Origin of the sequence: Streptococcus sp. GS001, assembly GCF_021595565.1 — a bacterium.
In the GTDB taxonomy this organism is placed as follows: Bacteria; Bacillota; Bacilli; order Lactobacillales; family Streptococcaceae; genus Streptococcus; species Streptococcus xiaochunlingii.
Genome location: NZ_JACSYJ010000002.1, coordinates 295631 through 321196 on the forward strand (window position 1 = coordinate 295631; position 25566 = coordinate 321196).

General features: G+C 43.8%; 25 protein-coding genes. 20 read left to right on the forward strand and 5 right to left on the reverse strand.

Annotated elements, in window-relative coordinates:
* Nucleotides 1-28: 28 nt before the first annotated feature.
* From H8S88_RS04975 to H8S88_RS05005, 7 genes are all read left to right on the forward strand, one after another.
* The gene (locus H8S88_RS04975; RefSeq protein WP_236128061.1) at nt 29-895 is read left to right on the forward strand and encodes a phosphate ABC transporter substrate-binding protein PstS family protein; all 867 of its coding nucleotides are present in this window, start codon (nt 29-31) and stop codon (nt 893-895) included.
* A gap of 17 nt (nt 896-912) precedes the next feature.
* Nucleotides 913-1824: a phosphate ABC transporter permease subunit PstC gene (gene pstC / locus H8S88_RS04980; RefSeq protein WP_048717261.1), complete on the forward strand. Its 912-nt coding sequence runs from the start codon at nt 913-915 to the stop codon at nt 1822-1824.
* Complete coding sequence (gene pstA, locus H8S88_RS04985; RefSeq protein WP_236128062.1) at nt 1814-2698, forward strand: phosphate ABC transporter permease PstA; 885 nt, start codon at nt 1814-1816, stop codon at nt 2696-2698. The genes pstC and pstA overlap by 11 nt, the downstream gene beginning before the upstream one ends.
* 11 nt (nt 2699-2709) lie before the next feature.
* Nucleotides 2710-3513 (forward strand): phosphate ABC transporter ATP-binding protein PstB, encoded by an 804-nt coding sequence (pstB, locus tag H8S88_RS04990; RefSeq protein WP_236128063.1) that lies wholly within the window; start codon nt 2710-2712, stop codon nt 3511-3513.
* Between the two features lie 36 nt (nt 3514-3549).
* Nucleotides 3550-4308, forward strand: coding sequence for a phosphate ABC transporter ATP-binding protein PstB (gene pstB / locus H8S88_RS04995; RefSeq protein WP_048717263.1), 759 nt, complete (start codon nt 3550-3552; stop codon nt 4306-4308).
* Between the two features lie 14 nt (nt 4309-4322).
* Nucleotides 4323-4976 carry a phosphate signaling complex protein PhoU gene (phoU, locus tag H8S88_RS05000; RefSeq protein WP_006596567.1) on the forward strand — a complete coding sequence of 218 codons (654 nt, stop codon included), beginning with the start codon at nt 4323-4325 and terminating at the stop codon, nt 4974-4976.
* Nucleotides 4977-5107: 131 nt separating this feature from the next.
* On the forward strand, nt 5108-7651 hold the full coding sequence (locus H8S88_RS05005) for a M1 family metallopeptidase (RefSeq protein WP_125335608.1): 2544 nt from the start codon (nt 5108-5110) through the stop codon (nt 7649-7651).
* A gap of 56 nt (nt 7652-7707) precedes the next feature.
* Here H8S88_RS05005 and H8S88_RS05010 read toward each other — a convergent pair whose 3' ends face one another.
* Entirely contained in the window at nt 7708-8250 is a 543-nt protein-coding gene (locus tag H8S88_RS05010; RefSeq protein WP_042361035.1) for a biotin transporter BioY, read from the reverse strand.
* A gap of 205 nt (nt 8251-8455) precedes the next feature.
* On the opposite strand from H8S88_RS05010, the gene H8S88_RS05015 reads away from it, so the two are divergent.
* The 5 genes from H8S88_RS05015 (at nt 8456) to H8S88_RS05035 (ending at nt 13529) form a co-directional block, all read left to right on the forward strand.
* Nucleotides 8456-9046 carry a hypothetical protein gene (locus H8S88_RS05015; RefSeq protein ID WP_023022846.1) on the forward strand — a complete coding sequence of 197 codons (591 nt, stop codon included), beginning with the start codon at nt 8456-8458 and terminating at the stop codon, nt 9044-9046.
* Nucleotides 9047-9159: 113 nt separating this feature from the next.
* Nucleotides 9160-9834 (forward strand): response regulator transcription factor, encoded by a 675-nt coding sequence (locus H8S88_RS05020; protein ID WP_023022847.1) that lies wholly within the window; start codon nt 9160-9162, stop codon nt 9832-9834.
* Complete coding sequence (locus tag H8S88_RS05025; RefSeq protein WP_023022849.1) at nt 9824-11197, forward strand: sensor histidine kinase; 1374 nt, start codon at nt 9824-9826, stop codon at nt 11195-11197. The genes H8S88_RS05020 and H8S88_RS05025 overlap by 11 nt, the downstream gene beginning before the upstream one ends.
* A gap of 365 nt (nt 11198-11562) precedes the next feature.
* Nucleotides 11563-11949 (forward strand): lactoylglutathione lyase, encoded by a 387-nt coding sequence (gene gloA / locus H8S88_RS05030; protein ID WP_023022851.1) that lies wholly within the window; start codon nt 11563-11565, stop codon nt 11947-11949.
* Nucleotides 11950-12158: 209 nt separating this feature from the next.
* Nucleotides 12159-13529 (forward strand): polysaccharide deacetylase family protein, encoded by a 1371-nt coding sequence (locus H8S88_RS05035; protein WP_236128064.1) that lies wholly within the window; start codon nt 12159-12161, stop codon nt 13527-13529.
* 309 nt (nt 13530-13838) lie between these two features.
* Here H8S88_RS05035 and H8S88_RS05040 read toward each other — a convergent pair whose 3' ends face one another.
* Together H8S88_RS05040 and H8S88_RS05045 are read right to left on the reverse strand one after the other, a co-directional pair.
* Nucleotides 13839-14927 (reverse strand): DEAD/DEAH box helicase, encoded by a 1089-nt coding sequence (locus H8S88_RS05040; RefSeq protein ID WP_048691389.1) that lies wholly within the window; start codon nt 14925-14927, stop codon nt 13839-13841.
* A 1-nt stretch (nt 14928) separates the two neighbouring features.
* Nucleotides 14929-15906, reverse strand: a complete 978-nt coding sequence (locus H8S88_RS05045) for a Gfo/Idh/MocA family protein (RefSeq protein ID WP_125335431.1) — start codon at nt 15904-15906, stop codon at nt 14929-14931.
* A 207-nt stretch (nt 15907-16113) separates the two neighbouring features.
* Between H8S88_RS05045 and udk the strand changes: the two genes are divergently transcribed.
* The 5 genes from udk (at nt 16114) to H8S88_RS05070 (ending at nt 20062) form a co-directional block, all read left to right on the forward strand.
* Nucleotides 16114-16749, forward strand: coding sequence for a uridine kinase (gene udk / locus H8S88_RS05050; protein ID WP_048691384.1), 636 nt, complete (start codon nt 16114-16116; stop codon nt 16747-16749).
* Between the two features lie 66 nt (nt 16750-16815).
* Complete coding sequence (locus H8S88_RS05055; protein ID WP_140813885.1) at nt 16816-17487, forward strand: YoaK family protein; 672 nt, start codon at nt 16816-16818, stop codon at nt 17485-17487.
* Nucleotides 17488-17637: 150 nt separating this feature from the next.
* Nucleotides 17638-18135, forward strand: a complete 498-nt coding sequence (locus H8S88_RS05060) for a GAF domain-containing protein (protein WP_129822178.1) — start codon at nt 17638-17640, stop codon at nt 18133-18135.
* The gene (dnaX, locus tag H8S88_RS05065; RefSeq protein ID WP_236128065.1) at nt 18135-19811 is read left to right on the forward strand and encodes a DNA polymerase III subunit gamma/tau; all 1677 of its coding nucleotides are present in this window, start codon (nt 18135-18137) and stop codon (nt 19809-19811) included. The genes H8S88_RS05060 and dnaX overlap by 1 nt, the downstream gene beginning before the upstream one ends.
* Nucleotides 19812-19849: 38 nt before the next feature.
* Complete coding sequence (locus H8S88_RS05070) at nt 19850-20062, forward strand: DUF3272 family protein (RefSeq protein WP_048690913.1); 213 nt, start codon at nt 19850-19852, stop codon at nt 20060-20062.
* 40 nt (nt 20063-20102) lie between these two features.
* Here the strand turns inward: H8S88_RS05070 and birA are convergent, their stop codons facing one another.
* A complete protein-coding gene (birA, locus tag H8S88_RS05075; protein WP_236128066.1) occupies nt 20103-21044 on the reverse strand; it encodes a bifunctional biotin--[acetyl-CoA-carboxylase] ligase/biotin operon repressor BirA in 942 nt (313 codons plus the stop codon).
* Between the two features lie 28 nt (nt 21045-21072).
* On the reverse strand, nt 21073-22074 hold the full coding sequence (locus H8S88_RS05080; RefSeq protein ID WP_236128067.1) for a LacI family DNA-binding transcriptional regulator: 1002 nt from the start codon (nt 22072-22074) through the stop codon (nt 21073-21075).
* A gap of 141 nt (nt 22075-22215) precedes the next feature.
* Here H8S88_RS05080 and H8S88_RS05085 point away from each other — a divergent pair, with 141 nt between their 5' ends.
* Genes H8S88_RS05085 through galT form a run of 3 tightly spaced genes read left to right on the forward strand, consistent with a single transcriptional unit; the run spans nt 22216 to nt 25519 of the window.
* Nucleotides 22216-23382, forward strand: a complete 1167-nt coding sequence (locus tag H8S88_RS05085) for a galactokinase (protein WP_236128068.1) — start codon at nt 22216-22218, stop codon at nt 23380-23382.
* Between the two features lie 11 nt (nt 23383-23393).
* Nucleotides 23394-24053 (forward strand): HAD family hydrolase, encoded by a 660-nt coding sequence (locus H8S88_RS05090; protein ID WP_048690920.1) that lies wholly within the window; start codon nt 23394-23396, stop codon nt 24051-24053.
* Nucleotides 24053-25519, forward strand: coding sequence for a UDP-glucose--hexose-1-phosphate uridylyltransferase (gene galT, locus H8S88_RS05095; RefSeq protein ID WP_236128069.1), 1467 nt, complete (start codon nt 24053-24055; stop codon nt 25517-25519). Before H8S88_RS05090 ends, galT begins: the two co-directional genes overlap by 1 nt.
* Nucleotides 25520-25566 lie beyond the last annotated feature (47 nt).

Genomic DNA, 25566 nt, shown 5'->3' on the forward strand with positions numbered 1-25566 from the left:
ATTTGATTATGATTCAAGGAGACTTACATTGAATAAATGCAAAAAGCTAGTCCTTGGGCTAGCAACAGTAGCACTTGCAGTTTCTCTATCTGCCTGTGCTTCTTGGATTGACCGTGGAGAAGCGATTACAGCTGTTGGATCGACAGCTCTACAACCGTTAGTTGAAGGGGTAGTAGATCGTTATATTGAAGAACATCCCGGTAAGATTGTCAATGTCCAAGGGGGAGGATCTGGTACAGGTCTGTCTCAGGTCCAATCAGGAGCTGTCGACATTGGAAATAGTGACCTCTTTGCAGAGGAAAAAGATGGCATCGATGCTTCTAGCTTAGTAGACCATCAAGTGGCAGTAGCGGGAACAGCCATCATTGCCAATAAGAATATTTCTGTTGACGATTTGACAACCGAACAATTGCGTAAGATTTTTACTGGTGAATATACCAACTGGAAGCAATTGGGTGGTGAGGACCTGGAAATTACCATTGTGAACCGGGCTGTAGGATCTGGTAGCCGTGCTGTATTTGATGACATCATCATGAATGGGAAAGACCCAAAACAGGCTCAGGAACAAGATTCCAATGGAATGGTGAAAAACATTGTTTCCCAGACTCCAGGTGCCATTTCTTATTTGGCCTTTACCTACGTGGATGATAGTGTTAAAACCATGAAGTTAAATGGCTATGAACCAACTAAGGAAAACGTGGTGAACAATAACTGGCCAATCTGGTCTTACGAACATATGTATACCAAGGGAGAGCCAAGTAAATTGGCCAAGAAATTCTTGAATTACATGATGACAGATGAGGTCCAGCAGGAAATCGTTGGTAAGATGGGCTATATCCCAATCAATGATATGAAAGTCAGCCGTGATCTTGACGGTAACATTACGAAGAAATAAGAAGAATTAGGTAAAACATGAACGAAGTAGCAAAAAAAATGCTCGCAAAGTCCAATAATTCTCGGTTGGAAAAATTTGGTAAAACCATTACTTTCTGCTGTATGAGTTTAATCGTCTTTGTCGTAGCTTTGATTTTGATTTTTGTAGCCCAAAAGGGATTATCGACCTTCTTTGTCAACAAGGTCAATGTCTTTAGTTTCCTTTTCGGATCCACATGGAATCCATCAGGGAAAGAATTTGGGGCTTTGCCAATGATCTTGGGTTCCTTCATTGTAACCCTTTTGTCTGCCTTGGTGGCGACACCTTTTGCCATTGGTGCGGCAGTCTTTATGACAGAAGTTTCTCCTAAGGGAGCTCGTCTCTTACAACCAGCCATTGAATTGTTGGTAGGGATTCCTTCTGTTGTATATGGATTTATTGGTTTGCAAGTGGTGGTTCCATTTGTCCGTTCCATCTTTGGTGGGACAGGATTTGGGATCTTGTCAGGGGTCTTTGTCCTCTTTGTCATGATTCTTCCAACTGTGACCTTTATGACAACAGACAGCTTACGGGCAGTGCCTCGTCACTATCGGGAAGCGAGTATGGCTATGGGAGCGACTCGTTGGCAAACGATTTGGCATGTCACCTTAAAGGCGGCTCGCTCAGGTATTTTTACAGCAGTTGTCTTTGGAATGGCCCGTGCCTTCGGTGAAGCCTTGGCTATTCAGATGGTGGTCGGAAACTCAGCGGTTGTTCCAAATTCTTTAACAACTCCAGCTTCCACCTTGACCTCTATTTTGACCATGGGTATCGGAAATACGGTTATGGGAACTGTTAACAACAACGTTCTCTGGTCACTTGCCTTGGTGCTCTTGCTGATGAGTTTGGCATTCAACAGCGTTATCAAATTGATCACGAAAGAAAGAGGTAAGAAGAACTATGCACGCTAAAAAAATAGATAAGATAGCGACAGGGGTTCTCTATGCAATTGCTGGAATTATTGTCACTATTCTTGCTTCTTTGATTCTCTATATCCTGGTTAGAGGGTTGCCACATGTGTCTTGGAACTTCTTGACCAGCAAATCCTCTTCTTACCAAGCAGGTGGTGGGATTGGGATTCAGCTCTATAATTCCTTCTTTCTCTTAGTCATTACCTTGATTATTTCCTTCCCACTTTCATTAGGGGCAGGGATCTACTTATCAGAGTATGCCAAGAAGGGTCCATTGACCAATTTGGTTCGGACCTGTATTGAAATCTTGTCTTCTCTACCATCGGTTGTAGTCGGTCTCTTTGGTTATTTGGTCTTTGTAGTGCAGTTCCAATATGGCTTCTCAATTATTTCTGGAGCCTTGGCCTTGACGGTCTTTAACCTGCCACAGATGACACGAAACATTGAAGATAGTTTGCAAAATGTCCACCATACACAAAGGGAAGCCGGCCTTGCGCTTGGAATTTCTCGTTGGGAAACCGTGATTCACGTGGTGGTACCTGAAGCCTTGCCAAGTATTATTACGGGTGTCGTACTAGCTTCTGGGCGGATCTTTGGGGAAGCAGCGGCCTTGATTTATACTGCTGGTCAGTCTGCCCCAGCCTTGGATTGGAGCAACTGGAACCTCTTTAGTGTCACCAGTCCGATCTCTATTTTCCGTCAAGCAGAAACACTAGCGGTCCACATTTGGAAGGTCAATAGTGAAGGAACCATTCCGGATGCGATTGAAGTATCTGCTGGATCGGCTGCAGTCTTGTTGATCTTCATTTTGATTTTCAACTTTGGAGCGCGTAAGCTTGGTACTTACCTCCATAAGAAATTAACCTCAGCATAAAAGGAGAAGAAATGTCAAAGTACAATTGGGATGAGAAACATATCATTACTTTTCCTGAAGAAAAAGTGGTCCTTTCGACCAAGGATCTGCATGTCTACTATGGTTCAAATGAATCCATCAAAGGGGTGGATATGCAATTTGAGAAGAATAAAATCACAGCTTTGATCGGTCCTTCTGGATCTGGGAAATCCACTTATCTTAGAAGTTTGAACCGGATGAACGATACCATTGATATTGCAAGTGTGACTGGGGAGATTTGGTACGAAGGGATCGATGTCAACCGACCAGATATCAATGTCTATGAAATGAGAAAGCATATCGGGATGGTCTTCCAACGACCAAATCCGTTTGCCAAGTCCATCTACCGCAATATTACCTTCCCCCACGAGCGGGCAGGTGTCAAAGATAAGAAGGTCTTGGACGAGATCGTCGAAAAATCTTTGAAGCAAGCAGCCCTCTGGGATCAGGTCAAGGATGATTTGCACAAGTCTGCATTGACCCTCTCTGGTGGTCAACAGCAACGCCTCTGTATTGCTCGAGCTATCTCTGTCAAACCGAAGATTTTGCTCATGGATGAGCCGGCTTCAGCCTTAGACCCTATCGCAACAGCCCAGTTGGAAGAAACTATGCTGGAGTTGAAGAAGGATTATACCATTATTATCGTGACCCACAGCATGCAACAGGCTGCTCGTGCTAGCGATTATACAGGATTCTTCTATCTAGGCGATTTGATCGAGTATGATAAAACAGCCAACATTTTCCAAAATGCAAAACTGCAATCGACCAACGATTATGTGTCTGGTCACTTTGGATAGGATTTGGCAACATTGAAACAACATAAGGATGAAAACATGACAGAACCAATTTTGCAAGTCAAGGACTTGTCGGTTTATTACAATAAGAAAAAGGCACTGAATAGTGTGTCACTGGATTTCACCCCTAAAGAAATCACGGCTTTAATCGGCCCGTCTGGATCTGGGAAGTCTACCTTGCTCAAAGCCATCAACCGGATGGGAGATTTGAACCATGAGGTGACAACAACAGGCACCGTCATTTACAATGGTCACAATATCTATAGTCCACGGACTGATACGGTGGAGCTCCGTAAGGAAATCGGGATGGTCTTCCAACAGCCCAACCCCTTCCCCATGTCTATCTATGACAATGTCACCTATGGACTCATGATCAATGGGGTCAAGGACAAGCAAGTCTTGGATGAAGCGGTCGAAACCTCTTTGAAAAACGCTTCTATTTGGGATGAGGTCAAGGATCGTCTCCATGATTCAGCGATTGGTCTTTCAGGGGGGCAACAACAACGGGTTTGTGTGGCGCGTGTATTGGCAACCAGTCCAAAGATTATCCTCTTGGATGAGCCAACCTCAGCTTTGGACCCGATTTCTGCTGGAAAGATTGAAGAAACACTTTATGGGTTGAAGGATCGTTATACCATGCTTTTGGTGACGCGGTCTATGCAGCAAGCCAGTCGGATTTCGGATAGGACAGCCTTTTTCTTGGATGGGGACCTCATCGAGTATGATGACACCTCAAAAATCTTCTTGAACCCTGCTCGTAAGGAAACAGAAGATTATGTATCAGGGAAGTTTGGATAAGAAAGGGAAAGTAAATGTTACGTGTACAATTTGAAGAAGATTTAGAAAAGCTTCATAACCAGTTTTATGCCATGGGAAATGAAGTCTTGACCCAGATCAACCGCACGGTTCGAGCTTTTGTCACTCATGATCGTGATCTGGCACGTCAGGTGATTGAAGATGATGCGGAGATTAATGAGTATGAAGTGAAGTTGGAGCGCAAATCCTTTGAAATGATTGCCCTTCAACAACCGGTTTCTCAGGATCTTCGGATGGTGATGACTGTCTTAAAAGCTGTATCTGACGTGGAGCGTATGGGAGACCATGCGGTATCTATCGCCCGTGCAACCATCCGTATGAAGGGAGAACTTCGTAGTAAGGTTGTAGAAGAAGAAATCAGCAAAATGGGTCGAGAAGTCAAAGACTTTGTTGAAGCAACCTTGGAGCTCTACCTAAAAGGGGATGTTGAAACGGCCTATGAAGTAGCAACTCGCGATGAAAAGATTAATGAGTATTATGATCGTATTCAAGAGTTGGCAACGGAAGAAATCAAGCATAATCCTGACTTGATTATCACTGGACGTGATTACTTCCAAGTCATCAACTACTTGGAGCGTATTGGTGATTACGCTAAAAATATCTGTGAGTGGGTTGTCTACTTCGAAACTGGAAAGATTGTGGAATTATAAGAAAAGAAAGTCTGAGGTCATGATCTCAGACTTTTGTCTTTTTGTAGGTCTGGTTTTGCCCCCTCTTACCTTACAGTTAGTATGATTTATGTTAGAATAGAAGATGAGAAAAAATGAAGAAGGAGTTACTCATGCAAGCAGTTGCACATTTTATTGATACATTTGTACCTGAGCACTACGATCTATTCTTAGATTTGAACCGCTCTAGTAAAACTTTCTCAGGGAAAGTGATCATTAGCGGAGAAGCAAAAGAGACTCGCATCTCTCTTCACCAAAAGGATTTGACCATCGAAACAGTAGAAGTACCAGGTCAAGCCCGTCCATTTACGGTAGATGATGACAATGAAGCAGTCTATGTCGAATTAGAAGGGACAGGTCAAGTAACGATTACCTTGACCTATTCTGGTAAGATCACAGACAATATGACAGGAATTTATCCTTCTTACTACACAGTAGATGGTGTGAAGAAGGAAGTAATCTCTACTCAGTTTGAGAGCCATTTTGCGCGTGAAGCCTTCCCAAGTGTGGATGAGCCAGAAGCCAAAGCGACCTTTGATTTGGCTGTGAAGTTTGACCAAGAAGAGGGAGAAATCGTTCTTTCTAACATGCCAGAAATCGATGTGGAAAACCGTAAAGAAACAGGGATTTGGAAGTTTGATACGACTCCACGTATGTCTTCTTATCTCTTGGCCTTTGCGGCTGGAGACCTTCAAGGAGTGACAGCTAAGACCAAGAATGGAACCCTAGTCGGTGTCTACTCTACCAAAGCTCACCCATTAGAAAACTTGGACTTCTCATTGGATATTGCCGTACGTGCTATTGAATTTTATGAAGACTACTATGGCGTGAAGTATCCAATCCCTCAATCTCTTCATATCGCCCTTCCAGACTTCTCTTCAGGTGCGATGGAAAACTGGGGCTTGGTAACCTACCGTGAAGTCTACCTTCTTGTTGATGAGAATTCGACTGCTCAAAGCCGTCAAACAGTAGCCTTAGTGGTGGCTCACGAGTTGGCTCACCAATGGTTCGGAAACCTCGTGACCATGAAATGGTGGGATGACCTCTGGTTGAATGAAAGCTTCGCCAATATGATGGAATATGTCAGCTTGGATGCCATCGAACCAAGCTGGAATATCTTTGAAGACTTCCAAACAACTGGTGTGCCTGCTGCCTTGAAACGCGATGCTACAGATGGCGTTCAATCCGTCCATGTGGAAGTCAAACACCCAGACGAGATCAACACCCTCTTTGACCCAGCCATCGTTTACGCTAAGGGTAGCCGTCTCATGCACATGCTTCGCCGTTGGTTAGGCGATGACGCCTTCCGTAAAGGGTTGAAGATTTACTTTGAAAAACACCAATACGGAAATACCATCGGTCGTGACCTTTGGGATGCTCTTGGGCAAGCTTCAGGTCGTGATGTCGCAGCCTTTATGGATTCTTGGTTGGAGCAACCAGGATACCCTGTTGTCTCAGCTGTTGTAGAGAACGATACCTTGATCATCCGTCAAGAGCAGTTCTTCATCGGAGAAAGAGAAGAAAAAGGCCGCAAGTGGGTTGTTCCTTTAAATAGTAACTGGACAGGTATTCCAGATACCTTGGATACAGAAGTCTTAGAGATTCCAAACTACAGTGCCTTGAAAGCAGCTAACAGCGGTGCTCTTCGCTTTAATACAGAAAATACAGCTCACTATATCAGTGACTACCGTGGGGAATTGTTGGAAGATATCCTTGCTGAACTGGCTAACTTGGATAGCACTTCGAAATTGCAAGTGGTTCAAGAACGTCGTCTCTTAGCGGAAAGTGGTCAAATTTCTTATGCAAGCCTCTTGCCAGTGATTGAACACTTGACAGAAGAAACTTCCTTCCTGGTTGTTTCTGCTGTTTCGAGCGTCTTGAGCGGAATCAGTCTCTTTGTGGATGAAGGAACTGAAATAGAAGTAGCCTTCCATGAGTTGTTGAAACGGATGAACCGTTACAACTTCGAACGCTTGGGACTGGAAGCTAAGCCTGGTGAAACAGAAGAAGACGAAAAAGTTCGTCAGCTAATGATTGCTAATATGATTAAGGCCAATGATGAAGCTGCACAAGCACAAGCGAGCGCTATCTTTGAAGCGCACGCAGCTGATCTAGAAAAACTTCCAGCTGCCATTCGCTTGCAAATCTTGGTCAACCAAATCAAACACCAGGAAACCAAGGCGCTTAGCCAACAATATCTGGATACCTATGTGAAGACAGTTGATGGAAACTTTAAACGCCAGTTGGCGGCTGCCCTTTCTTATACCAAGGATGAGGAAACTTTGGAAGCTCTATTGAAGGAGTGGAAGAACAAGGATGTGGTGAAACCTCAGGACTTGGCTATGAGCTGGTACTTCAATTTCTTGCACCATGACTTTACCCAAGGAAGAACCTGGACTTGGGCGCGTGAAAACTGGGATTGGATCAAGAAAGCACTCGGTGGTGATATGAGCTTTGATAAGTTTGTCATCTACCCAGCTAACTGTTTCAAGACCCGTGAACGGTTGAATGAATACAAGGCCTTCTTTGAGCCTCAATTGGATGATATGGCGATCAGCCGTAATATCAAGATGGGAATTAAAGAGATCGCGGCTCGTATCGATCTTATCGAGCGGGAGAAAGCAGCGGTTGAAACAGCCCTTCTAGCAACTAAATAAAGAAAAAAAAGCTCCTAGAGAGGAACCTACAGGTTTGTAGGCCTCTCTAAGAGTTTTTATTTTGCTTTTTTGAAATATGGGAGATGTTTGAGATTGCGATAGAGAATAACTGCGAAAACCGTTGTCAACGTGATTTTAATCAAATCTGGTAATACAAAAGGTAGGACGACCAGTTTTACGGTGAGATCCAAACTCTGGTGGGTAATGAGCATAAAACCTAAGGCACCCCCAATAAAGAGGACGACTTCCCCCAAGGCGTTAGCTAGGAAGATACGAATGGGCTGTCCCTTTTGGCCAGCGAGGCTAGAGGTAACCAAAGCACGAAGGGGAAAGAAGAAAAGGAATCCAGCAGTGGGACCGTAGAAGGAGCTGATGCCTCCGTGACCACCTGCAAAGACGGGGAGGCCAATGGCACCTAAGAGGAGGTAAATGAGAACAGAAAGGGTGGCTTCTTTTGGACGGTAGATGCTGGCGATCAATCCAATCGCTAAAGTCTGAAGCGTGATAGGAATGGGTCCAAGTGGGATTGTAAAAGGAGATAGGGCAGCAATCAGAGCTGCTCCAAGAGCAATTAATGTCATTGATTCTATTTTTTTCAAAACAGTAAACCTCGCTTTATTTTTATGGTAACTATTCTACAAAAAAGAATGCAAGCCTGTCAAGTCCTCTATTCAGCTGTGACAATTGTCTCCATCCTCATTTTAGGAAAGTTTAAGAAAAAATTTAGTCACGATTAAGGAAGAATCGGTAAACTATCCCTATCTAAACAAAGGCCTTGTTTAAATAATTTAAGGAATGGAAAGAATGCAAGCTTCGAATGAACAAAAGCAAGAAAGAACTGAAAAAATGATTGTCGTTAAGAAAAGTCCTAAGTGGTGGGCAACTGCCGCAGCAACAGGAGGACTTGTCGTAGGAATGACTGGTGGATTTGGCTTGGGAATGTTGGCGACAGCCAATACGACTCCCCAACGCCAACAAGCAGCAGTAGCTACACAAAATAGTAACCAGCCTGCCCAAAACCATCAAGGACAAAATAGCCATGGGAACGATCAAAATGGACCTTCTAACTCACAAGGTTTTGATGGCCAAAATGGTGGTCCAGGGCAAGGAGAAATGAACGGTCAACCACCTCAAGGAGGGGGCTCGCAAGGTGGTCAAGGACAAGATGGATTTGGTGGAGGACCAGGCGGTATGCCACCGCAAGATGGCCAAAACGGTGGACCAGGACAAGGAGACATGAATGGCCAACCACCACAAAATGGAGGCCCTCAAGGTCAACAAGACAAGCAACAAAATAGTAAATCGAGTAAAAAGTCCTCCAAGAAATCCTCTTCGAAAAAATCGTCTAGCAATACAAACAATTCATCAAAGGATGAGACAGGGACAGCAGGCTAAGAAAAAAGTTGAAATCGCTATCTGAATGCTACTGAATGAAGCCTGGTCATGTTATAATAGAGTAGAAAATACTCGTCATCCCTGTATGGAAGAATGAGAAGGAGAAAGTACACATGATTAAGATTTTATTAGTAGAAGACGACCTCGGTTTGTCTAATTCAGTATTTGATTTTTTAGATGACTTTGCAGATGTCATGCAAGTCTTTGATGGAGACGAAGGTCTTTATGAGGCTGAAAGTGGCATCTATGACCTCATTTTGCTAGACCTCATGCTCCCTGAAAAAGATGGTTTCCAAGTTCTGAAAGAATTGAGAGATAAGGGTGTCTCCACTCCAGTATTGATTATGACAGCCAAAGAGAGTTTGGACGATAAGGGCCATGGGTTTGAGTTAGGGGCAGATGACTATCTGACCAAGCCATTCTACCTAGAAGAACTCAAGATGCGGATCCAAGCATTGTTGAAGCGCTCTGGTAAGGTCAATGAAAATACCCTTTCTTATGGGAATGTAACCGTTAATCTTTCGACAAATTCTACGCTTGTTGAAGGGAAAGAAGTGGAGCTATTAGGGAAAGAATTTGATCTTTTGGTCTATTTCCTTCAAAATCAAAATGTTATCCTGCCCAAGACACAAATCTTTGATCGACTTTGGGGATTTGATAGCGATACGACTATCTCGGTTGTTGAAGTGTATGTTTCTAAGATTCGTAAGAAGTTAAAAGGAACAGAATTTGCAAAAAATCTCCAAACATTGCGTAGCGTGGGGTACATTCTGAAAGATGCTCAATAAAATTAAAAAAACTGTCAATGCGGATGACTTTTCTTATTTCATCCGCTATTTCGGACTCTTTACCTTGATTTTCTCAACCATGACCTTGATTATTATTCAAGTAATGCGGTCAAGTCTGTATACAACGGTTGATGAAAATTTAAAGATACTGAGTAAAGATCGTTATTCCATCATTAGCTTGGCCAATCGTACCGGAAATGGGATGGGAAGAGACGAACCAGATGATGACCGACCAGAAGATAATGAACCTGATCCCGAGGATGGCCCTAGACCATCGGTCACTTCCAATAGTACAGCCATCCTCTTGAATGATAATTTTGAAAATGTGACGACGGACAATGGTTTTCTGGATTTAAAAACAGTGACCTTTAGTCGCAGCTATTTAAACAAGATCAAGCAGATTCAAATCACCAACCATTATAAGCAAAAAGAAAGCTACCGGGCTTATTTGGTGGATATTGACCCCGATGATTATATCGATGGGGTGAAATATGCCGTGATCATGACCAATATCAGCCAGTTGGAGCAGACCAGTGAAAAACACGAGAGCCAAATCGCCTTGGTCATGATTTGCTTCTGGGGCATTTCCCTCTTTGCAAGTATCTTCCTGGCTAAAATGAGTGTGAAACCTCTCTTAGAGAGCATGAACCGGCAGAAGGCTTTTGTCGAAAATGCTTCTCATGAATTGCGGACACCTTTAGCCGTTTTGCAAAATCGTTTGGAAACCCTGTTCCGAAAGCCAGAGGCAACAATTATGGAATCCAGTGAGAATATCGCCTCCTCTTTGGATGAGGTTCGCAATATGCGCTTACTGACGACCAATCTCTTAAACTTAGCCCGTCGAGATGATGGGATTAAACCTGAGTTTTGTGAAATCCCTCCTTCTTTTTTCGACCAAACCTTTGCCAATTATGAAATCATTGCCGAGGAAAATGATAAAATCTTCGAGTATGAGAATCATGTCGAAAGGAGTCTGGTGTCTGACAAGGTCCTACTGAAACAGCTGATGACCATTTTGTATGACAATGCCCTCAAATACACAGAGGAAGAAGGAAAGATACGGTTTGTCGCCCAATTCAAGGATCGCTATCTCTATCTTCGGGTAGAGGATAATGGACCAGGGATTGCAGACGAAGATAAAAAGCGGATATTTGATCGATTCTACCGAGTGGATAAGGCGCGTACGCGTCAAAAGGGTGGTTTTGGTTTAGGACTGTCCTTAGCCAAGCAAATCGTAGAAGCCTTTAATGGCACCATTACTGTTCGAGATAACAAGCCGAAAGGTGCTATTTTCGAGGTCAAACTAGCAACCAAGTCAGATAGTAAAAAGAAATCAACTTCTAAATCAACGAAAAACAAGTAAAGCTGAGGAATCTTTAACTTAGATGAAGCAAAAGACTTCTAAAACTTTCCAAAGGTGAGAAGGGACGTCAGCGAACTTCTACGAAGTTCCATGACTTAGTTTTGAACCTAAGGTTTCAAAACTCCCTTGTGCTTGAAACATAACTGTTTCAAGCACTTTTCTCACGGCGGAAAGTTTCAGAACCTACATGGATGGCGCTCATAATAAGGAGTTGTTCTTATTTTTTAGAATAACTTGGCTTATTTTATATAACATAAGTTTTTCGATAATTTAGGCTGAGGAATCCTCAGCTTTTTCATCTATTTCAAATAATCGCTATTTTTGCCTGACTAGTGTATAATAGTAAAAAAAGAAAGAGGTGTCGTATGGCTTCAAAAATGTTACACACTTGTTTGCGAGTGGAGAATTTAGAAAAATCAATTGCTTTTTATGCAGATGCGTTTGGCTTTAAGGAATTGCGTCGCAAAGATTTTCCTGAATACAAATTTACGATTGTTTATCTTGGTTTAGAAGGGGATGACTATGAGTTGGAATTAACTTACAACTATGATCATGGTCCTTACGTCATTGGAGATGGCTTTGCCCATGTTGCCTTGAGTACGCCAGACCTTGAAGCCCTTCATGCGGAGCATAAGGAAAAAGGTTACCAAGTAACAGATCCTAAAGGCTTGCCAGGAACTCTTCCAAACTATTACTTTATTGTGGACCCAGATGGCTACAAAGTCGAAGTGATTCGTGAAAAGTCCTTATAATCAGCATCATATAACTTGTGACAAAGAGCAGATGTGACCACATCTGTTCTTTTTTTCTGCTTGAAAGTTGCCGGTTCAAAGTGACAGGAGATAGGACTGAGCTACTTTAATTTCCCTATCATATTTTAGGTTTTATTTTCTAGATTCTAGAGTTTTCTACTGTTTTTTGGTGATAAAATTGCTATAATAAGAGTATGAAGAAATCCTACTTGAAAATACTTATTCTCATCCTCCTCAACCTCCTTTTTATCGGAGGGATTTATCTTGCTTATCAGAAGATTGAGGAAGCACGCGCTATCAAAAATTATAATCAACAGTTTTCCAAAGCAATCCAGGAAGAAGAAGCAGTTGAAAAAGACAAAGATACCATTCTTCAAAAAGGAATGGTCGGTCAATCTTATGTTGCTGCCTACTACCCGAAAAATAACGAAGAACCTATCGCAGTGGTCAAAGAGAGAATTTTGGCTGACGTAGGCTCTCTTCCCCAAGAAGAGAAGAAGAATCAGCAAGCAAAAGAGCTATTGTTCTATCATACCGAACGCTCAGAGGACCCATTTGTCGGGGTTCACCCTTATCAGGTGAAGAAGACCCAGTACAAGTGGAAAAACGGTAAGTTCATCAAAGATGGGATTGACAAACTTCCCCTCCTTTATCTAACGGATGAGGGGACGGTCTTCCAATTCTCCCAATTGTTTACGGATGCTGATTTAGCCAAAGAAACCCTCTTAACAGAGTTGCGCTCTCAGCTGGTCTTCCTACAGTTAGGGGAAGATCGAATTGAAGAGCTGATGCAAGCTGTCTCAGCAAGTGATATAGCAAGTTGGCAGTTCACCTACAATCAAGGGGTTCTTTCTATCACACTTCCAGTTACTATTGAGGGCATGGAAACCTTCGATATGCCCCTTTCGAAGCTCTATGATGTGATTGATTCTGCTCGCCTGAATCCTGGAGATCGTGAAGCTTATGAGGCCTACCAAACCCAACGTCACGCTAAGATGGTTGCCTTGACTTTTGATGATGGTCCAGATCCAACGACGACTCCTCAAGCCCTGAATATCCTTAACAAGTACCATGTTAAAGCAACTTTCTTTATGCTTGGGAAGAATGTCTCAGCCTATCCTGAAGTGGCTAAACGGGTCCGTCAGGAAGGACATGAAATCGGGATCCATACTTGGAACCATCCTGTCTTAACTAAGTTGCCTTTGGAGTCAGCTCAAAAAGAAATCATGGATACCAAAGAAGTGATTCAAAAGGTGACTGGAGTGCAAACGAAGATTACTCGTCCTCCTTATGGTTCGATTAATAGTGCCATTCAATATGCAGTGGATCAAGCCTTTATCATGTGGGATGTGGATACCTTGGATTGGAAGAGTCATAACACCGAAGCAATCTTAGCAGAGGTGAAAAAACAAGTCAAACCAGGATCAATTATCCTGATGCATGATATTCACCAAACTTCTATTAATGCTCTCCCAGCTGTGATCCAATACCTTCAATCGCAAGGCTACACCATTGTGACGGTTGATGAACTCTTAAACCACCAAGTGGAAACTCATCGCCTTTATTACAATCGTAATTAAAAAAATCGTTCGTAATGTTACGAACGACTCAGATTGAAGATAAAGTAATTTTAAAAACTTTCCTTAGGTGAGTACGGACGTCAGCGAACTTCGTAGAAGTTCCATGACTAATTATTGAGCCTAAGGTCTCAATAATTCCGAGTGCCTGAAACGATTGTGTTTCAGGCACTTTTCTCACGGCGGAAAGTTTTTTTCATATTCTTAAATGACTAAAAATATAAGTTGTTTTTTGAAAATTATCCAGCTGTTTTATGTAAAACAATAGTTTGTCTACATTAAAAATCGTTCGTAATGTTACGAACGATTTTCTTATTCTTCCCCTATATAGAGTTGAGCTCCCTTAAGGATCAAAGGACGAACAGGGGTTAATTTTTTCAAGCTTTTTAATTCTTCTGGATGGCTGACCAAGGTGATGACATAGCCTTCTTTGCCCATGCGTCCGGTACGCCCAGATCGGTGGATGTAGGTTTCGGCATCTCTTGGAGCTTCATAGTTGACGACACATTCTAGTGAGTCGATATCGATTCCCCGCGCTACCAAATCTGTTGCCAGAAGGAGTGTCAGCTGATGATCCTTAAAGCGTTCCAGAATGACTTTCCGGAATTTGACGTTGACGTCACTAGCAAGTGAGACAGCGCTAACTTCTCGGTACTGGAGTTTTTCTTCAGCGCTCCCCAGGTCGGACAAGCTATTGAAGAAAACGAGGCCACGAAAGTCTTCGACATTGGATAGTTTTCTGAGGAGTTCGACCTTTTCTCGCTTGTCCACCTTCATATAGAAGTGCTGGATATTGTCCAAGTTTTGCTCTTCTACCTGAATGGTCAGGGTATTGGGCTCGATTTGCTCTGCATCAAACTTAGTCGTTGCACTCATATAGATAAATTGATGATCTCGCGGCGCGTAGTGGCAAATCTTGTCGACAAAGTGATACTGAGAGTCGCTGAAAAGTTGGTCAAATTCATCCAGGATGATGGTATTGACATTCATCATCTTGATTTTCTTGAGCTTGATCAATTCAAAAATACGGCCTGGAGTTCCGATGAGAATTTCGGGTCCTTTTTTGAGGCGTTCGATTTGCCGTTTTTGACTAGAGCCAGAAAGGAAAAGTTGGGCACTGAGTCCAAGAGGCTCTGCCCATTGTTTAGTGACATCAAAGATTTGTCCGGCCAATTCTGTATTGGGGGAGAGAATCAGCAATTGTTGCGCTTTTTTAGGTTTTAGCTTGAGAAGACTAGGGAAGAGATAGGCCAGAGTCTTCCCGGTACCTGTCGGGCTGACCCCAAGCACATTCTCCCCTTGGGTGATCGGCTCAAAGAGGCGTTCTTGGATTTCAGTGAGTTGCTCAAAGCCGAGGGTTTTGAGTTGCTCTTGCCAGAGCGGTGGGAATGCTAGTGTCATATTAGTTTTCGTCCTTAAAGTGTATTCCAGCATCTTGGCGCATAGCATAGAGGGCTTGATGGACCATCTGTCCAGTTTGGAGCCAAGTCTGGTAAAGTATCTGGTCGCCCTCTGTCATCATACTAGCAAAGGCCTGAGCTTCTTCTAGCATGTTATGAGGAGCAGGAGTGATTAGAAGCTGGTAGCTGTTTCCAGAATGGTCTTGAAAAACAGCCTCGTTAACGGCTTCAATGCCACTCAGAAAGAGGGTGCCATCTGTTGTGTAGATTTCAGCAGGAAGATTGCTGGTCACATCCTTGCCGGCTTGAATGCCGATGACAAAGTCAGAATAAACCAAGCTACCATGTCCGTTCAAATCGATTGAATTAGGCAATTGCCGCGCCTGATAGGTTACTGATTCAGGTTGACCGAAGAGGCCGATTGCAAAGTAGAGGGGATAGACACCCAGATCCATAAGGGCTCCGCCAGCAAACTGGTCAGAGAAAATATTAGGTGTAGCCCCTTTCAGGAGTTCGGGCATTTTAGAGGAGTATTTGGCATAGGTCATGTGACCACCCAAGATGGTCTTGTCTTTGAGAAAGTCTTGGATGGTCGCAAAGGCTTTTTCATGATAGTTGCGAGCTGCTTCAAAGAGATAGACCTGGTGCTCCTTTGCCAATTTGACCAACTCTTCCCATTCCTTGGGAGTAGTGACGGCTGGTTTTTCAAGGATGACATGTTTCTTAGCTAGAAGGGCTAACTTTGCCTGAGGATAGTGGAGTGAATTGGGACTAGCAATGTAGATGACATCCAGGTCACTATCTAAAAAGGCAATCAGATCATCATAGAGGGCCACTTGTCCATAGGGTTGGGCGAAGCTACTAGCCTTCTCTAAGGTCCGCGAATAGACTGCCCTTAACTCATAGTGGCCTGTTTCTTTTGTTGCGGCCAGGAAGGAATGGGAGATGGTACTGGTGCCGATGATACCAAGTTTCAGCATGGCAGCTCCTTTCAATCAGGTATTTACTGGTTTCATTATATCATGTTTCACCCTAAAAAGATGGAATGGGCCTTTCGAACTGGGACGGAAGGGGAAAGGAGATCCTTCTTTGATTTTGGATGAAAGCCATAGAAAAATTGTTCAAGTCGTGGTCAAGTGACCGCTTTTGTGATAGAATAAATAGGATTATAGAAAATGGAGAAGAAGATGCGAAACAGACCAATTATTATCGGTGTAACAGGCGGTTCTGGTGGGGGAAAAACTAGTGTTTCTCGGGCAATTTTGTCCCACTTCCCGGATGAGAAGATTGCCATGATTGAGCACGATTCTTATTACAAGGATCAAAGCCATTTAACCTTTGAAGAGCGGATTCAGACCAACTATGACCATCCTTTTGCCTTTGATACAGACCTCATGATCGAGCAAATCAATGAGTTGTTGGCTGGACGTCCGGTTGATATTCCAACATATGACTATGCAGCGCATACGCGTAGTGCTAAGACTTATCGCCAGGAGCCTCAGGATGTCTTTATCGTTGAGGGGATTTTGGTCTTGGAGGACAAGCGTCTTCGTGACTTGATGGATATCAAGATTTTCGTTGATACCGATGATGATGTGCGGATCATTCGCCGGATCAAGCGGGATATGGAAGAGCGAGGTCGGAGTTTGGACAGTGTCATCGAGCAGTACTTGGGAGTGGTGAAGCCGATGTACCATCAGTTTATCGAGCCAACCAAGCGCTATGCGGATGTCATCATTCCAGAAGGTGTTACCAATACCGTAGCCATCGATTTGATTACGACCAAGATTGAGAAGATTTTGAGCGAATCACGTGAAGGATAAGATAACAAATGAGAGAGGTTAGGAAGTAGTGTCCCAGCCTCTTTTCCATGACAAATAGGGAGAAATATGAAAAAGTTAAGAAGGGAGTTTCACTCCAGAAGTAAGGCTTTTGCCTGCCTGCTGACTATGTGTGCAGGTTTTTCAGATGCCTACACCTTTATCGAAAGAGGAGGGACCTTGGCGGCTGGCCAAACGGGAAACGTGGTCTTTCTATCCGTGGGGTTAATCGGCCATGAAATATCTGATGTGGAGGTCAAACTAGCCACCATGTTGGCCTTTATGATCGGGATTTTTTTGATGACCGTCTTTCAGCGCTTCTTTAGCCATTCGGTTTGGCGACTTAGTACCTTAGTTCCTTTGGTCCTGACGACCTTGGTGGCTGGCTTTCTGCCAAAAGAAGTGCCCAATGTTCTGATCGTGCCTTTCTTTGGACTGAGCTTGGGGATTGTAGCTATTTCCTTTGGAGAAGTCGATGGCTATGCTTACAACCATTCCTTTATGACAGGGAATCTCAAGAAGACCATGGTCGCTTACGGGAATTTTGTGCGGGATCGCAAGATGGAGTTTTTCTGGGAATCCCTCTTTATGACCTCCTTGATTGGGAGTTTTGTCGGAGGGGCTATTCTTTCGACCTTCCTCATCCAATATTATGGCCTTCGGACCATTTGGTTTGTTTCCCTTGTTCTGACCATCTTTCTGACATATCGGGCGATTCAATATGTTCGGAGAGACGCTTAAATGAATTTTTACAAAGTCAGGGACCTTGCTCCCTGGCTTTTTTATTGAGAACATTTGCTTGGTACTTCTGATGTCTAGTCGGGTTTTTATCAAGGCTTGCTCCGTGGTAAATACTTAATTTTCTAGCCAAAGTTTGGTATAATAAAGGGTATGAATACGCAAGAAAAAGAATCAAATTACAAACTCCTACTAGCCCAGTTAGAAGCTCTCTTAGAAGGAGAGAACAATGCCTTGGCCAATTTAGCCAATGCCAGTGCTTTGCTTAATCAAGCTCTACCGCATTCCGTCTTTGCAGGCTTTTACCTCTATGATCAAAAAGAGTTGATTCTAGGCCCCTTTCAAGGACAGGTATCTTGTGTCCATATCGCTCTAGGAAAAGGTGTCTGTGGAGAAGCAGCGGAGAAAAGAGAGACGCTGGTCATCGAGGATGTGACCCAGCATGCCAATTATATCTCTTGTGACAGTCGGGCCATGAGTGAGATTGTGGTCCCCATGGTCTTGAATGACCAGTTGCTTGGAGTGTTGGATCTAGATTCGGATCGGGTGGGAGATTATGACGACCTGGATCGTCTTTATTTGGAACGTTTTGTAGCCATCTTGCTCGAAAAAACAAATTGGAATTTTAGGATGTTTGGAGTAGTAGACTAATGTATCAAGCCCTCTATCGTAAATACCGAAGCCAGACCTTTGGCCAGCTTGTAGGGCAGGAGGTTATTGCGACGACCCTACGACAAGCTGTCGAACAGGGAAAAATTAGCCATGCCTATCTCTTTTCTGGCCCTCGTGGGACGGGGAAGACCAGTGTGGCGAAAATCTTTGCCAAGGCCATGAACTGCCCCAATCAAAAAGGGGGAGAGCCTTGTAACGAATGCTATATCTGTGAAGCCATTACCAATGGCAGTTTAGAGGATGTCATCGAGATTGACGCTGCTTCCAATAATGGGGTGGATGAGATCCGCGATATCCGCGACAAATCGACCTATGCGCCTAGCCTGGCCCCTCACAAGGTCTATATTATCGACGAGGTCCACATGCTCTCGACGGGAGCCTTTAATGCCCTTCTCAAGACCTTGGAAGAACCGACAGAAAATGTGGTCTTTATTTTAGCAACAACGGAATTGCATAAGATTCCAGCAACCATCCTTTCGCGGGTTCAACGCTTTGAGTTCAAATCAATCAAGACGCCAGCCATTCAAAACCACCTAAAAGCTGTTTTGGATAAAGAAGGCATTGATTACGAAGAAGAAGCTGTAGCCATTATTGCCCGTCGGGCAGAAGGTGGGATGCGGGATGCCTTGTCCATTTTGGACCAGGCCCTCAGCCTGACAGCTGGTGCCCAATTGACCACTGCGACGGCAGAAGAAATCACAGGCTCCATCAGTCAGGAAGCTTTGGATCTCTATGTGGCAGCCTTGGCAGCACAAGATGCAACAGCTGCCTTGGACCAGTTGAACCTGATTTTTGATAATGGGAAGAATATGGCCCGCTTTGTGACAGATCTCTTACAGTATTTACGGGATCTTCTAATCGTTCAGACAGGTGGAGAAAATCTCCATGTCAGTGAACGATTTAACCAGAATCTAGCCATTCCGCAAGCCACCCTCTTTGCTTGGATTGATTTTGCGACAAGGAGCTTAGCGGATATTAAAAACAGCCTGCAGCCCAAGATCTATACAGAGATGATGACCATTCGCTTGGCAGAATACAAGGGTGAGGGCTCTTCAACTAGTCAAACGGCTCTTCCAGCAGATTTCTTGGCACAAATGGACCAACTCAAAAGAGAAGTGGAGTTTCTGAAAAGTCAATTAGCTCAAGTAGGGAGCGGGGCTCCTGTAGCCAAGTCAGCTCCAGCCCGTCCTCAGAAGTCCAGCAAGGGATATCGGGTGGATCGCAATAAGGTTCAAGCCATCTTACAAGAAGCGGTTGAAAATCCAGATTTGGCCCGTAACAATCTCATCCGCCTGCAAAATGCTTGGGGGGAAATTATTGAAAGCCTAGCAGGGGCAGATAAGGCCTTGCTGGTTGGTTCTCAACCGGTTGCGGCCAATGAACGCCATGCAATCCTAGCTTTTGAGTCTGCCTTTAATGCCGAACAGACCATGAAGCGAGATAACCTCAATACCATGTTTGGCAATATTTTAAGCAATGCAGCCGGATTCTCACCTGAAATTTTGGCCATTTCCATGGAGGAGTGGACCCAGGTCCGAGCGGAATTCTCGAAGAAAGCGCGTGGTCACAAGGAAGAGGTTGAGGTGGCGGAAGAGTCTGTCATTCCGGAAGGTTTCGATTTCCTCTCTGAGAAAATTACGATCCAAGAAGACTAGCCTGTGCTTTTTTCAGAAAATCGTGGTAGAATATCAATATGAATAAACGTCAATTTTGGACTATGGCTATCTTTACAGCCTTTGAAACCTATTTTTTCAATGATGCAGTGATGAGAGAAAGCTACCTTGCAGCTATCTTCTGGGCTCTCTTGATACTGAGAAATTTGCAAGTCAGCTATATCTTAGGGAAATTGGTCGAAAGTATCGATCAACAGCTCAATCAGAAAAAACGAGATAAGTATAAAAAATAAGCACCCAGCGGTGCTTATTTTTTTGAGCTGTTGGTCTGCTTTACAGGTCCCACTGTTTGAGGGAAATTTCTCCACTGTTGAGCCAGCGTTCTTGGCCGTCCTCCAGTTGGACTAGTAGTTGTCCACTGTCTGAGATATCTTTGGCCAGACCTTGGTAGCTGGTCTGATTTTGTTCGAAACGGACTTCCTTACCTAGGACCAGTGAACGTTGTTTGTATAGGTAGATCAGCTCCTCTTCTGGAGTGGTGAAAAATTCCTTCCAAATCTCAGCAATCAGTTCATTGCGACTAATGGGAGGCTGGGCACCAAAGAGGGACCCTGCCTTGTCCTTCAGTTCCTTTGGAAAATCAGTGATGGCAAAATTGAGACCAACACCAATGATGACATCTGTGATAAGGCCTGTTTCGATGGAGCTGATAGCTTCAGTCAGAATGCCTCCGACTTTTTTCCCCTTGTAGTAGATGTCATTGACCCACTTGATATCAACGTCCAGTAAGGCTAGATTTTTCAGAGCCTTGTAGATAGCAGCCGCGACCATGAGGGTATAGGCAGGAGCTTGATCGAAAGGCAGGTTGGGCTTGAGGTGGAGGGACATGTAGATCCCCCCTTGAGAAGGACAGAAGTAGTCGCGCCCAAAACGCCCCTTACCAGCTGTTTGAAAAGGAGCCAGATAAAGGGTAGCGGATTGGCCCCCAGCTTCCATGGCAGTCTTTGCATCTAGCTGGGTGGATTGGCACTGGGGATTATAGGAGACAGTCAATGGACAAAGGTCTTCGATGACTTGGGGGATTAGGAGGTCTCCAGAAAGGATCTTGTAGCCTCGATTTTTAACAGACTCTATTTCAATGCCTTCTTTTTCTAGACGTTGGATGGCCTTCCAGATAGAGGTGCGAGACAGGCCCATTTCCTGGGCTAGTTGCTCGCCGTTGACATAATCCTGGGCTTGGGCCAAAGTTTGGTATAAAATTTCGTGTGTTTTCATAGTTTCTTATTTCTAAAAGAATGGAAGATCATCCATTCTTGGTACTTTCTCTTAAGGTGAGTTTGGTTCCTAGCATGGTAAGGGTCGGTATTTCTCTCGGAGCTAGGACTTGTTTATTGAGGACGTCCATAGCGGTGCGTCCCATTTCTTCTGTAAAAACAGTGATGGTCGAGAGGGGAGGAAAGACTTGTTTGGCTAAACTGGTATCATTAAAGGAGATGAGTTGGATGTTATCAGGGACCTTGATGCCGGCTTCTTGAAAGGCACGAAGAGCCCCTATGGCCAAACTATCACTGGCAGCAAAATAGGCATCTGGTAAGGGTGAGCCAGACTGAAGCTTAGAGGAAATGAGGTCATAGCCTGATTGAGCTGTAAAACTACCTGTGAGGATGAGTTCAGGGTGATAAATGTTTCTTTCAATACAGTAGTTTCGATAGGCTCTTCGCCGAGGATCGGGAATACTTTCCAGTAGGTCGGTCGTTTTTTCCTCACCGGTTAAGAGACCAATTGTTTGACACCCTTGTTTTCTTAAATAGTGAAGAGCAGTCTGAACAGCATTTTCAAATTCAGTCGTGACACAAGGATGCCCTTGGTTGAGAGTGTTACTATCAACAAAAACCAGAGGCTTGGCTAGCTTTTCTAGTTCGATAATCTGTACCCTACTAAACTTTCCGATACAAAGGACCCCAACAATTTCCTCCCCTAATCGAAAAGGAATATCATTGAAATAGCGGAGGATGCCATAGTCGAGGTCCTGTGCTCTTTTTTCAATGCCTAAACGGATGTTGTAGTAGTAAAGGTCGTCCAGTTCTCCCTCTTCACTTTTCCATTGGATGATGACAATTTGTTGTTTTTCTTTCTTAAAGTTCCCACTTTTCTGATGTCTGGTGTAGCCTAGTTCGTCAGCAACGGTCAAAATTCTGTGGCGGGTTTCCTCCGTTACAGAAAGACTAGTATCTTGATTCAGCACACGTGAGACAGTGGCAATGGATACGTTAGCGAGACTGGCAATATCCTTTAATGTAGCCATAAGTTTTCTCCTTCTGTCTTCTAGTATATCATAACTTTGACCTGGTTAGTGAATTTTACTAAAATTTTAGTAAAATAATTGATTTGCTTTATGAAAAGGGTTACACTAAAGATAAATAACAATATAAGTGAGGTAATCTCAATGAATACTCAAGAACTTCGGAACGCTTTTCAAACAGTCTTTGGAGCAGAAGCGGATCATACCTTCTTCTCACCAGGTCGGATCAATCTGATTGGTGAGCACACAGACTATAACGGGGGTCATGTCTTCCCTGCAGCTATCACCCTTGGTACCTACGGAGCAGCTCGCAAACGCGAGGAGAAGCTTCTTCGTTTCTTCTCTGCTAACTTTGAAGACAAGGGCATCATTGAAGTTCCTCTTGAAAACCTTCAGTTTGAAGAGGAGCACAACTGGACCAACTATCCAAAAGGCGTTCTTCATTTCTTGCAAGAAGCTGGTCACACCATTGATGTGGGGATGGATGTCTATGTCTACGGCAATATTCCAAATGGATCTGGTCTTTCTTCTTCAGCTTCCCTTGAGCTCTTAATTGGCGTCATCGCTGAGAAACTATATGATCTTCAGTTAGACCGTCTAGATCTGGTCAAGATTGGGAAACAAACCGAAAATCACTTCATCGGAGTCAACTCTGGTATCATGGATCAATTTGCCATCGGTATGGGGGCCGATCAACGGGCTATTTATCTCGATACTAATACGTTAGAATACGACTTGGTTCCTCTTGATTTGAAGGACAATGTCGTCGTGATTATGAATACCAACAAACGTCGAGAATTGATTGATTCAAAATACAATGAACGCCGTGCGGAATGTGAAACAGCTGTCTCAGAATTGCAAGGCAAACTAGACATCCAAACCTTGGGTGAATTGGATGTCTGGGATTTTGATACCTATAGCTACTTGATCAAGGATGAAAATCGCATCAAACGAGCTCGCCATGCTGTCCTCGAAAACCAACGGACTCTCCAAGCTCGTAAGGCTCTGGAAGAAGGAAATTTGGAAGCTTTTGGCCGTTTCATGAATGCTTCCCACGTATCCTTAGAACACGATTATGAGGTAACTGGACTTGAATTGGATACCTTGGTGCATACAGCCTGGGCTCAAGAAGGTGTTCTCGGTGCTCGTATGACAGGAGCAGGTTTTGGTGGTTGTGCGATTGCCTTGGTTCAAAAGGATGCTGTTGAGAACTTTAAAGAAGCTGTTGGCAAGCACTACGAAGAAGTAGTTGGCTATGCACCAAGCTTCTATATCGCTGAAGTTGCAGGTGGTACTCGCGTTTTAGACTAGGAGAGAAGGATATGGAAGCTGTAATATTTGATTTAGATGGCTTATTAGCCGATACTGAAATCATTTCTCTAAAAGTTTATCAAGAATTGCTTAGAGATTTTGGAATTCCTTTCACAGAAGAAACTTATTCTAGAGACTACAGTGGACATAGGGAAGAGGAAAATGTTCAACGATTTTTGGATACCTATGATTTACCTTGGAATTTCGAACAAACTCTGGCTAAAGTTTATGAACTAGAAGGTCGAATCTTAGCCCAAGGTGTTCATTTAAAAAAAGGTGCTAAAAATTTGCTTACTTTTTTGAAAACAGAGGTCATCCCAATCGCCCTAGCAACTTCAAGTGTTGAATCTCGGGCTAGAATGATATTGGATAGCAATGGGATCCTGTCTCTATTTGACCATCTAGTTTTTGCAAAAGATGTCAAACGAAGCAAGCCATACCCAGATATATTTTTAAAGGCTTGTAGCGATTTGAATGCTTTACCAGAGAATTGCTTGGTACTAGAGGATAGTGAAGCAGGTATTGAAGCGGCATCTAGAGCTGGGATTCCAGTTATTTGTATTCCAGATTTAAAAATACCAGCACAGTCTTTCTTAAATAAAACAGAACAAGTTTTTCAGGATTTGGATGCTGTTAGAGATTATTTAGAAAGTAAGAAGGAGGTTTTCTAGTGACCTTAGTAGAAACATTTGTTACCAAAGTCATTGCAGAAAGTGCCTTTGAAGAGTTGGATCGTATCTATCTGACCAATCGCGTCTTGGCACTGGTGGGAGATGGGGTTCTTGAAGTCAAGACTGACCAAGATAATTTGATTGACCTTAAAGATCAGCTTGTCGAGGAAGCCGTTCGCTTGGAAACGATTGAAGATAGTCTGGCTGCGCGCGAGATTCTCGATGCTGACCTCATGGACTTGGTAACGCCGTGTCCGAGTCAGGTTAATCGTGACTTTTGGGCTACTTATGCCCAGTCACCAGAGCAGGCGATTGCGGATTTCTACCAACTTAGTCAGAAGAATGACTACATCAAACTAAAGGCTATCGCAAAAAATATTGCTTATCGTGTACCGTCTGACTACGGTGAACTGGAGATTACCATCAATCTCTCTAAGCCTGAAAAAGATCCAAAAGAGATCGCGGCAGCGAAGTTGGTCAAGTCGAGCAACTATCCTCAATGTCAGCTTTGTATGGAAAATGAGGGCTACCATGGTCGTGTCAACCATCCAGCTAGAAGCAATCATCGTATTATCCGTTTTGACATTTCTGGGCAGGAGTGGGGCTTCCAGTATTCGCCTTATGCATACTTTAATGAACACTGTATTTTCTTAGATAGCCAACATCGTCCTATGGCCATTAGTCGCCAAAGTTTTGAACGTTTGTTAGCAATTGTAGAGCAGTTTCCAGGTTATTTTGCTGGTTCGAATGCTGACCTGCCCATTGTAGGGGGATCTATCCTGACACACGATCATTATCAAGGGGGGCGTCATGTCTTCCCAATGGAAGTAGCTCCTGTTGAGGAAAGTTTTAACATTGAGGGCTTTGAGGCTGTATCGCTAGGGATTGTCAACTGGCCCATGTCGGTTCTACGTTTGCAATCAGACGACAAGGAACAATTGATTGCTCTGGCAGACCATATCCTTACAGCCTGGCGTGGCTACTCGGATCCAGCCGTTCAAGTCTTAGCGGCATCCGACGGTCAGCCCCACCATACCATTACCCCCATTACACGAATTCGTGATGGGCATTATGAACTGGACTTGGTGCTCCGTGACAACCAAACCTCACCAGAGCATCCAGATGGCATTTATCACCCACATGCGGATGTGCAACACATCAAAAAAGAAAATATCGGCCTGATCGAAGTCATGGGTCTAGCCATTTTGCCTCCTCGTCTCAAAGAAGAGCTCAAGCAGGTCCAAGATTATCTGCTTGGACGAGAAAGCAGTGTGGCTAGTTACCATCAGGACTTGGCTACTGACTTGAAAGCCACTCACCCATCCCTCACAGATGAAGCAGAGGCAGAAGCCCTTGTCCGTAAATCAGTCGGTCAAATCTTTGCGCGTGTCCTTGAGGATGCTGGTGTTTACAAGCGGACAGAAGAAGGACAAGCTGCCTTTAGACGCTTTGTTGCGACACTTTAAGTGTGGAGAAGAGGCAGAAATTTGGTACAATAAGAGAGAAAACAAAG

Excerpts from the sequence above, each read along its gene's own strand:
- pstC (WP_048717261.1), top strand. The coding sequence starts at position 913 with ATGAACGAAGTAGCAAAAAAAATGCTCGCAAAGTCCAATAATTCTCGG.
- pstA (WP_236128062.1), top strand. The coding sequence starts at position 1,814 with ATGCACGCTAAAAAAATAGATAAGATAGCGACAGGGGTTCTCTATGCA.
- pstB (WP_236128063.1), top strand. The coding sequence starts at position 2,710 with ATGTCAAAGTACAATTGGGATGAGAAACATATCATTACTTTTCCTGAA.
- pstB (WP_048717263.1), top strand. The coding sequence starts at position 3,550 with ATGACAGAACCAATTTTGCAAGTCAAGGACTTGTCGGTTTATTACAAT.
- phoU (WP_006596567.1), top strand. The coding sequence starts at position 4,323 with ATGTTACGTGTACAATTTGAAGAAGATTTAGAAAAGCTTCATAACCAG.
- H8S88_RS05005 (WP_125335608.1), top strand. The coding sequence starts at position 5,108 with ATGCAAGCAGTTGCACATTTTATTGATACATTTGTACCTGAGCACTAC.
- H8S88_RS05015 (WP_023022846.1), top strand. The coding sequence starts at position 8,456 with ATGCAAGCTTCGAATGAACAAAAGCAAGAAAGAACTGAAAAAATGATT.
- H8S88_RS05020 (WP_023022847.1), top strand. The coding sequence starts at position 9,160 with ATGATTAAGATTTTATTAGTAGAAGACGACCTCGGTTTGTCTAATTCA.
- H8S88_RS05025 (WP_023022849.1), top strand. The coding sequence starts at position 9,824 with ATGCTCAATAAAATTAAAAAAACTGTCAATGCGGATGACTTTTCTTAT.
- gloA (WP_023022851.1), top strand. The coding sequence starts at position 11,563 with ATGGCTTCAAAAATGTTACACACTTGTTTGCGAGTGGAGAATTTAGAA.
- H8S88_RS05040 (WP_048691389.1), bottom strand. The coding sequence starts at position 14,927 with ATGACACTAGCATTCCCACCGCTCTGGCAAGAGCAACTCAAAACCCTC.
- H8S88_RS05045 (WP_125335431.1), bottom strand. The coding sequence starts at position 15,906 with ATGCTGAAACTTGGTATCATCGGCACCAGTACCATCTCCCATTCCTTC.
- udk (WP_048691384.1), top strand. The coding sequence starts at position 16,114 with ATGCGAAACAGACCAATTATTATCGGTGTAACAGGCGGTTCTGGTGGG.
- H8S88_RS05055 (WP_140813885.1), top strand. The coding sequence starts at position 16,816 with ATGAAAAAGTTAAGAAGGGAGTTTCACTCCAGAAGTAAGGCTTTTGCC.
- H8S88_RS05060 (WP_129822178.1), top strand. The coding sequence starts at position 17,638 with ATGAATACGCAAGAAAAAGAATCAAATTACAAACTCCTACTAGCCCAG.
- dnaX (WP_236128065.1), top strand. The coding sequence starts at position 18,135 with ATGTATCAAGCCCTCTATCGTAAATACCGAAGCCAGACCTTTGGCCAG.
- H8S88_RS05070 (WP_048690913.1), top strand. The coding sequence starts at position 19,850 with ATGAATAAACGTCAATTTTGGACTATGGCTATCTTTACAGCCTTTGAA.
- birA (WP_236128066.1), bottom strand. The coding sequence starts at position 21,044 with ATGAAAACACACGAAATTTTATACCAAACTTTGGCCCAAGCCCAGGAT.
- H8S88_RS05080 (WP_236128067.1), bottom strand. The coding sequence starts at position 22,074 with ATGGCTACATTAAAGGATATTGCCAGTCTCGCTAACGTATCCATTGCC.
- H8S88_RS05085 (WP_236128068.1), top strand. The coding sequence starts at position 22,216 with ATGAATACTCAAGAACTTCGGAACGCTTTTCAAACAGTCTTTGGAGCA.
- H8S88_RS05090 (WP_048690920.1), top strand. The coding sequence starts at position 23,394 with ATGGAAGCTGTAATATTTGATTTAGATGGCTTATTAGCCGATACTGAA.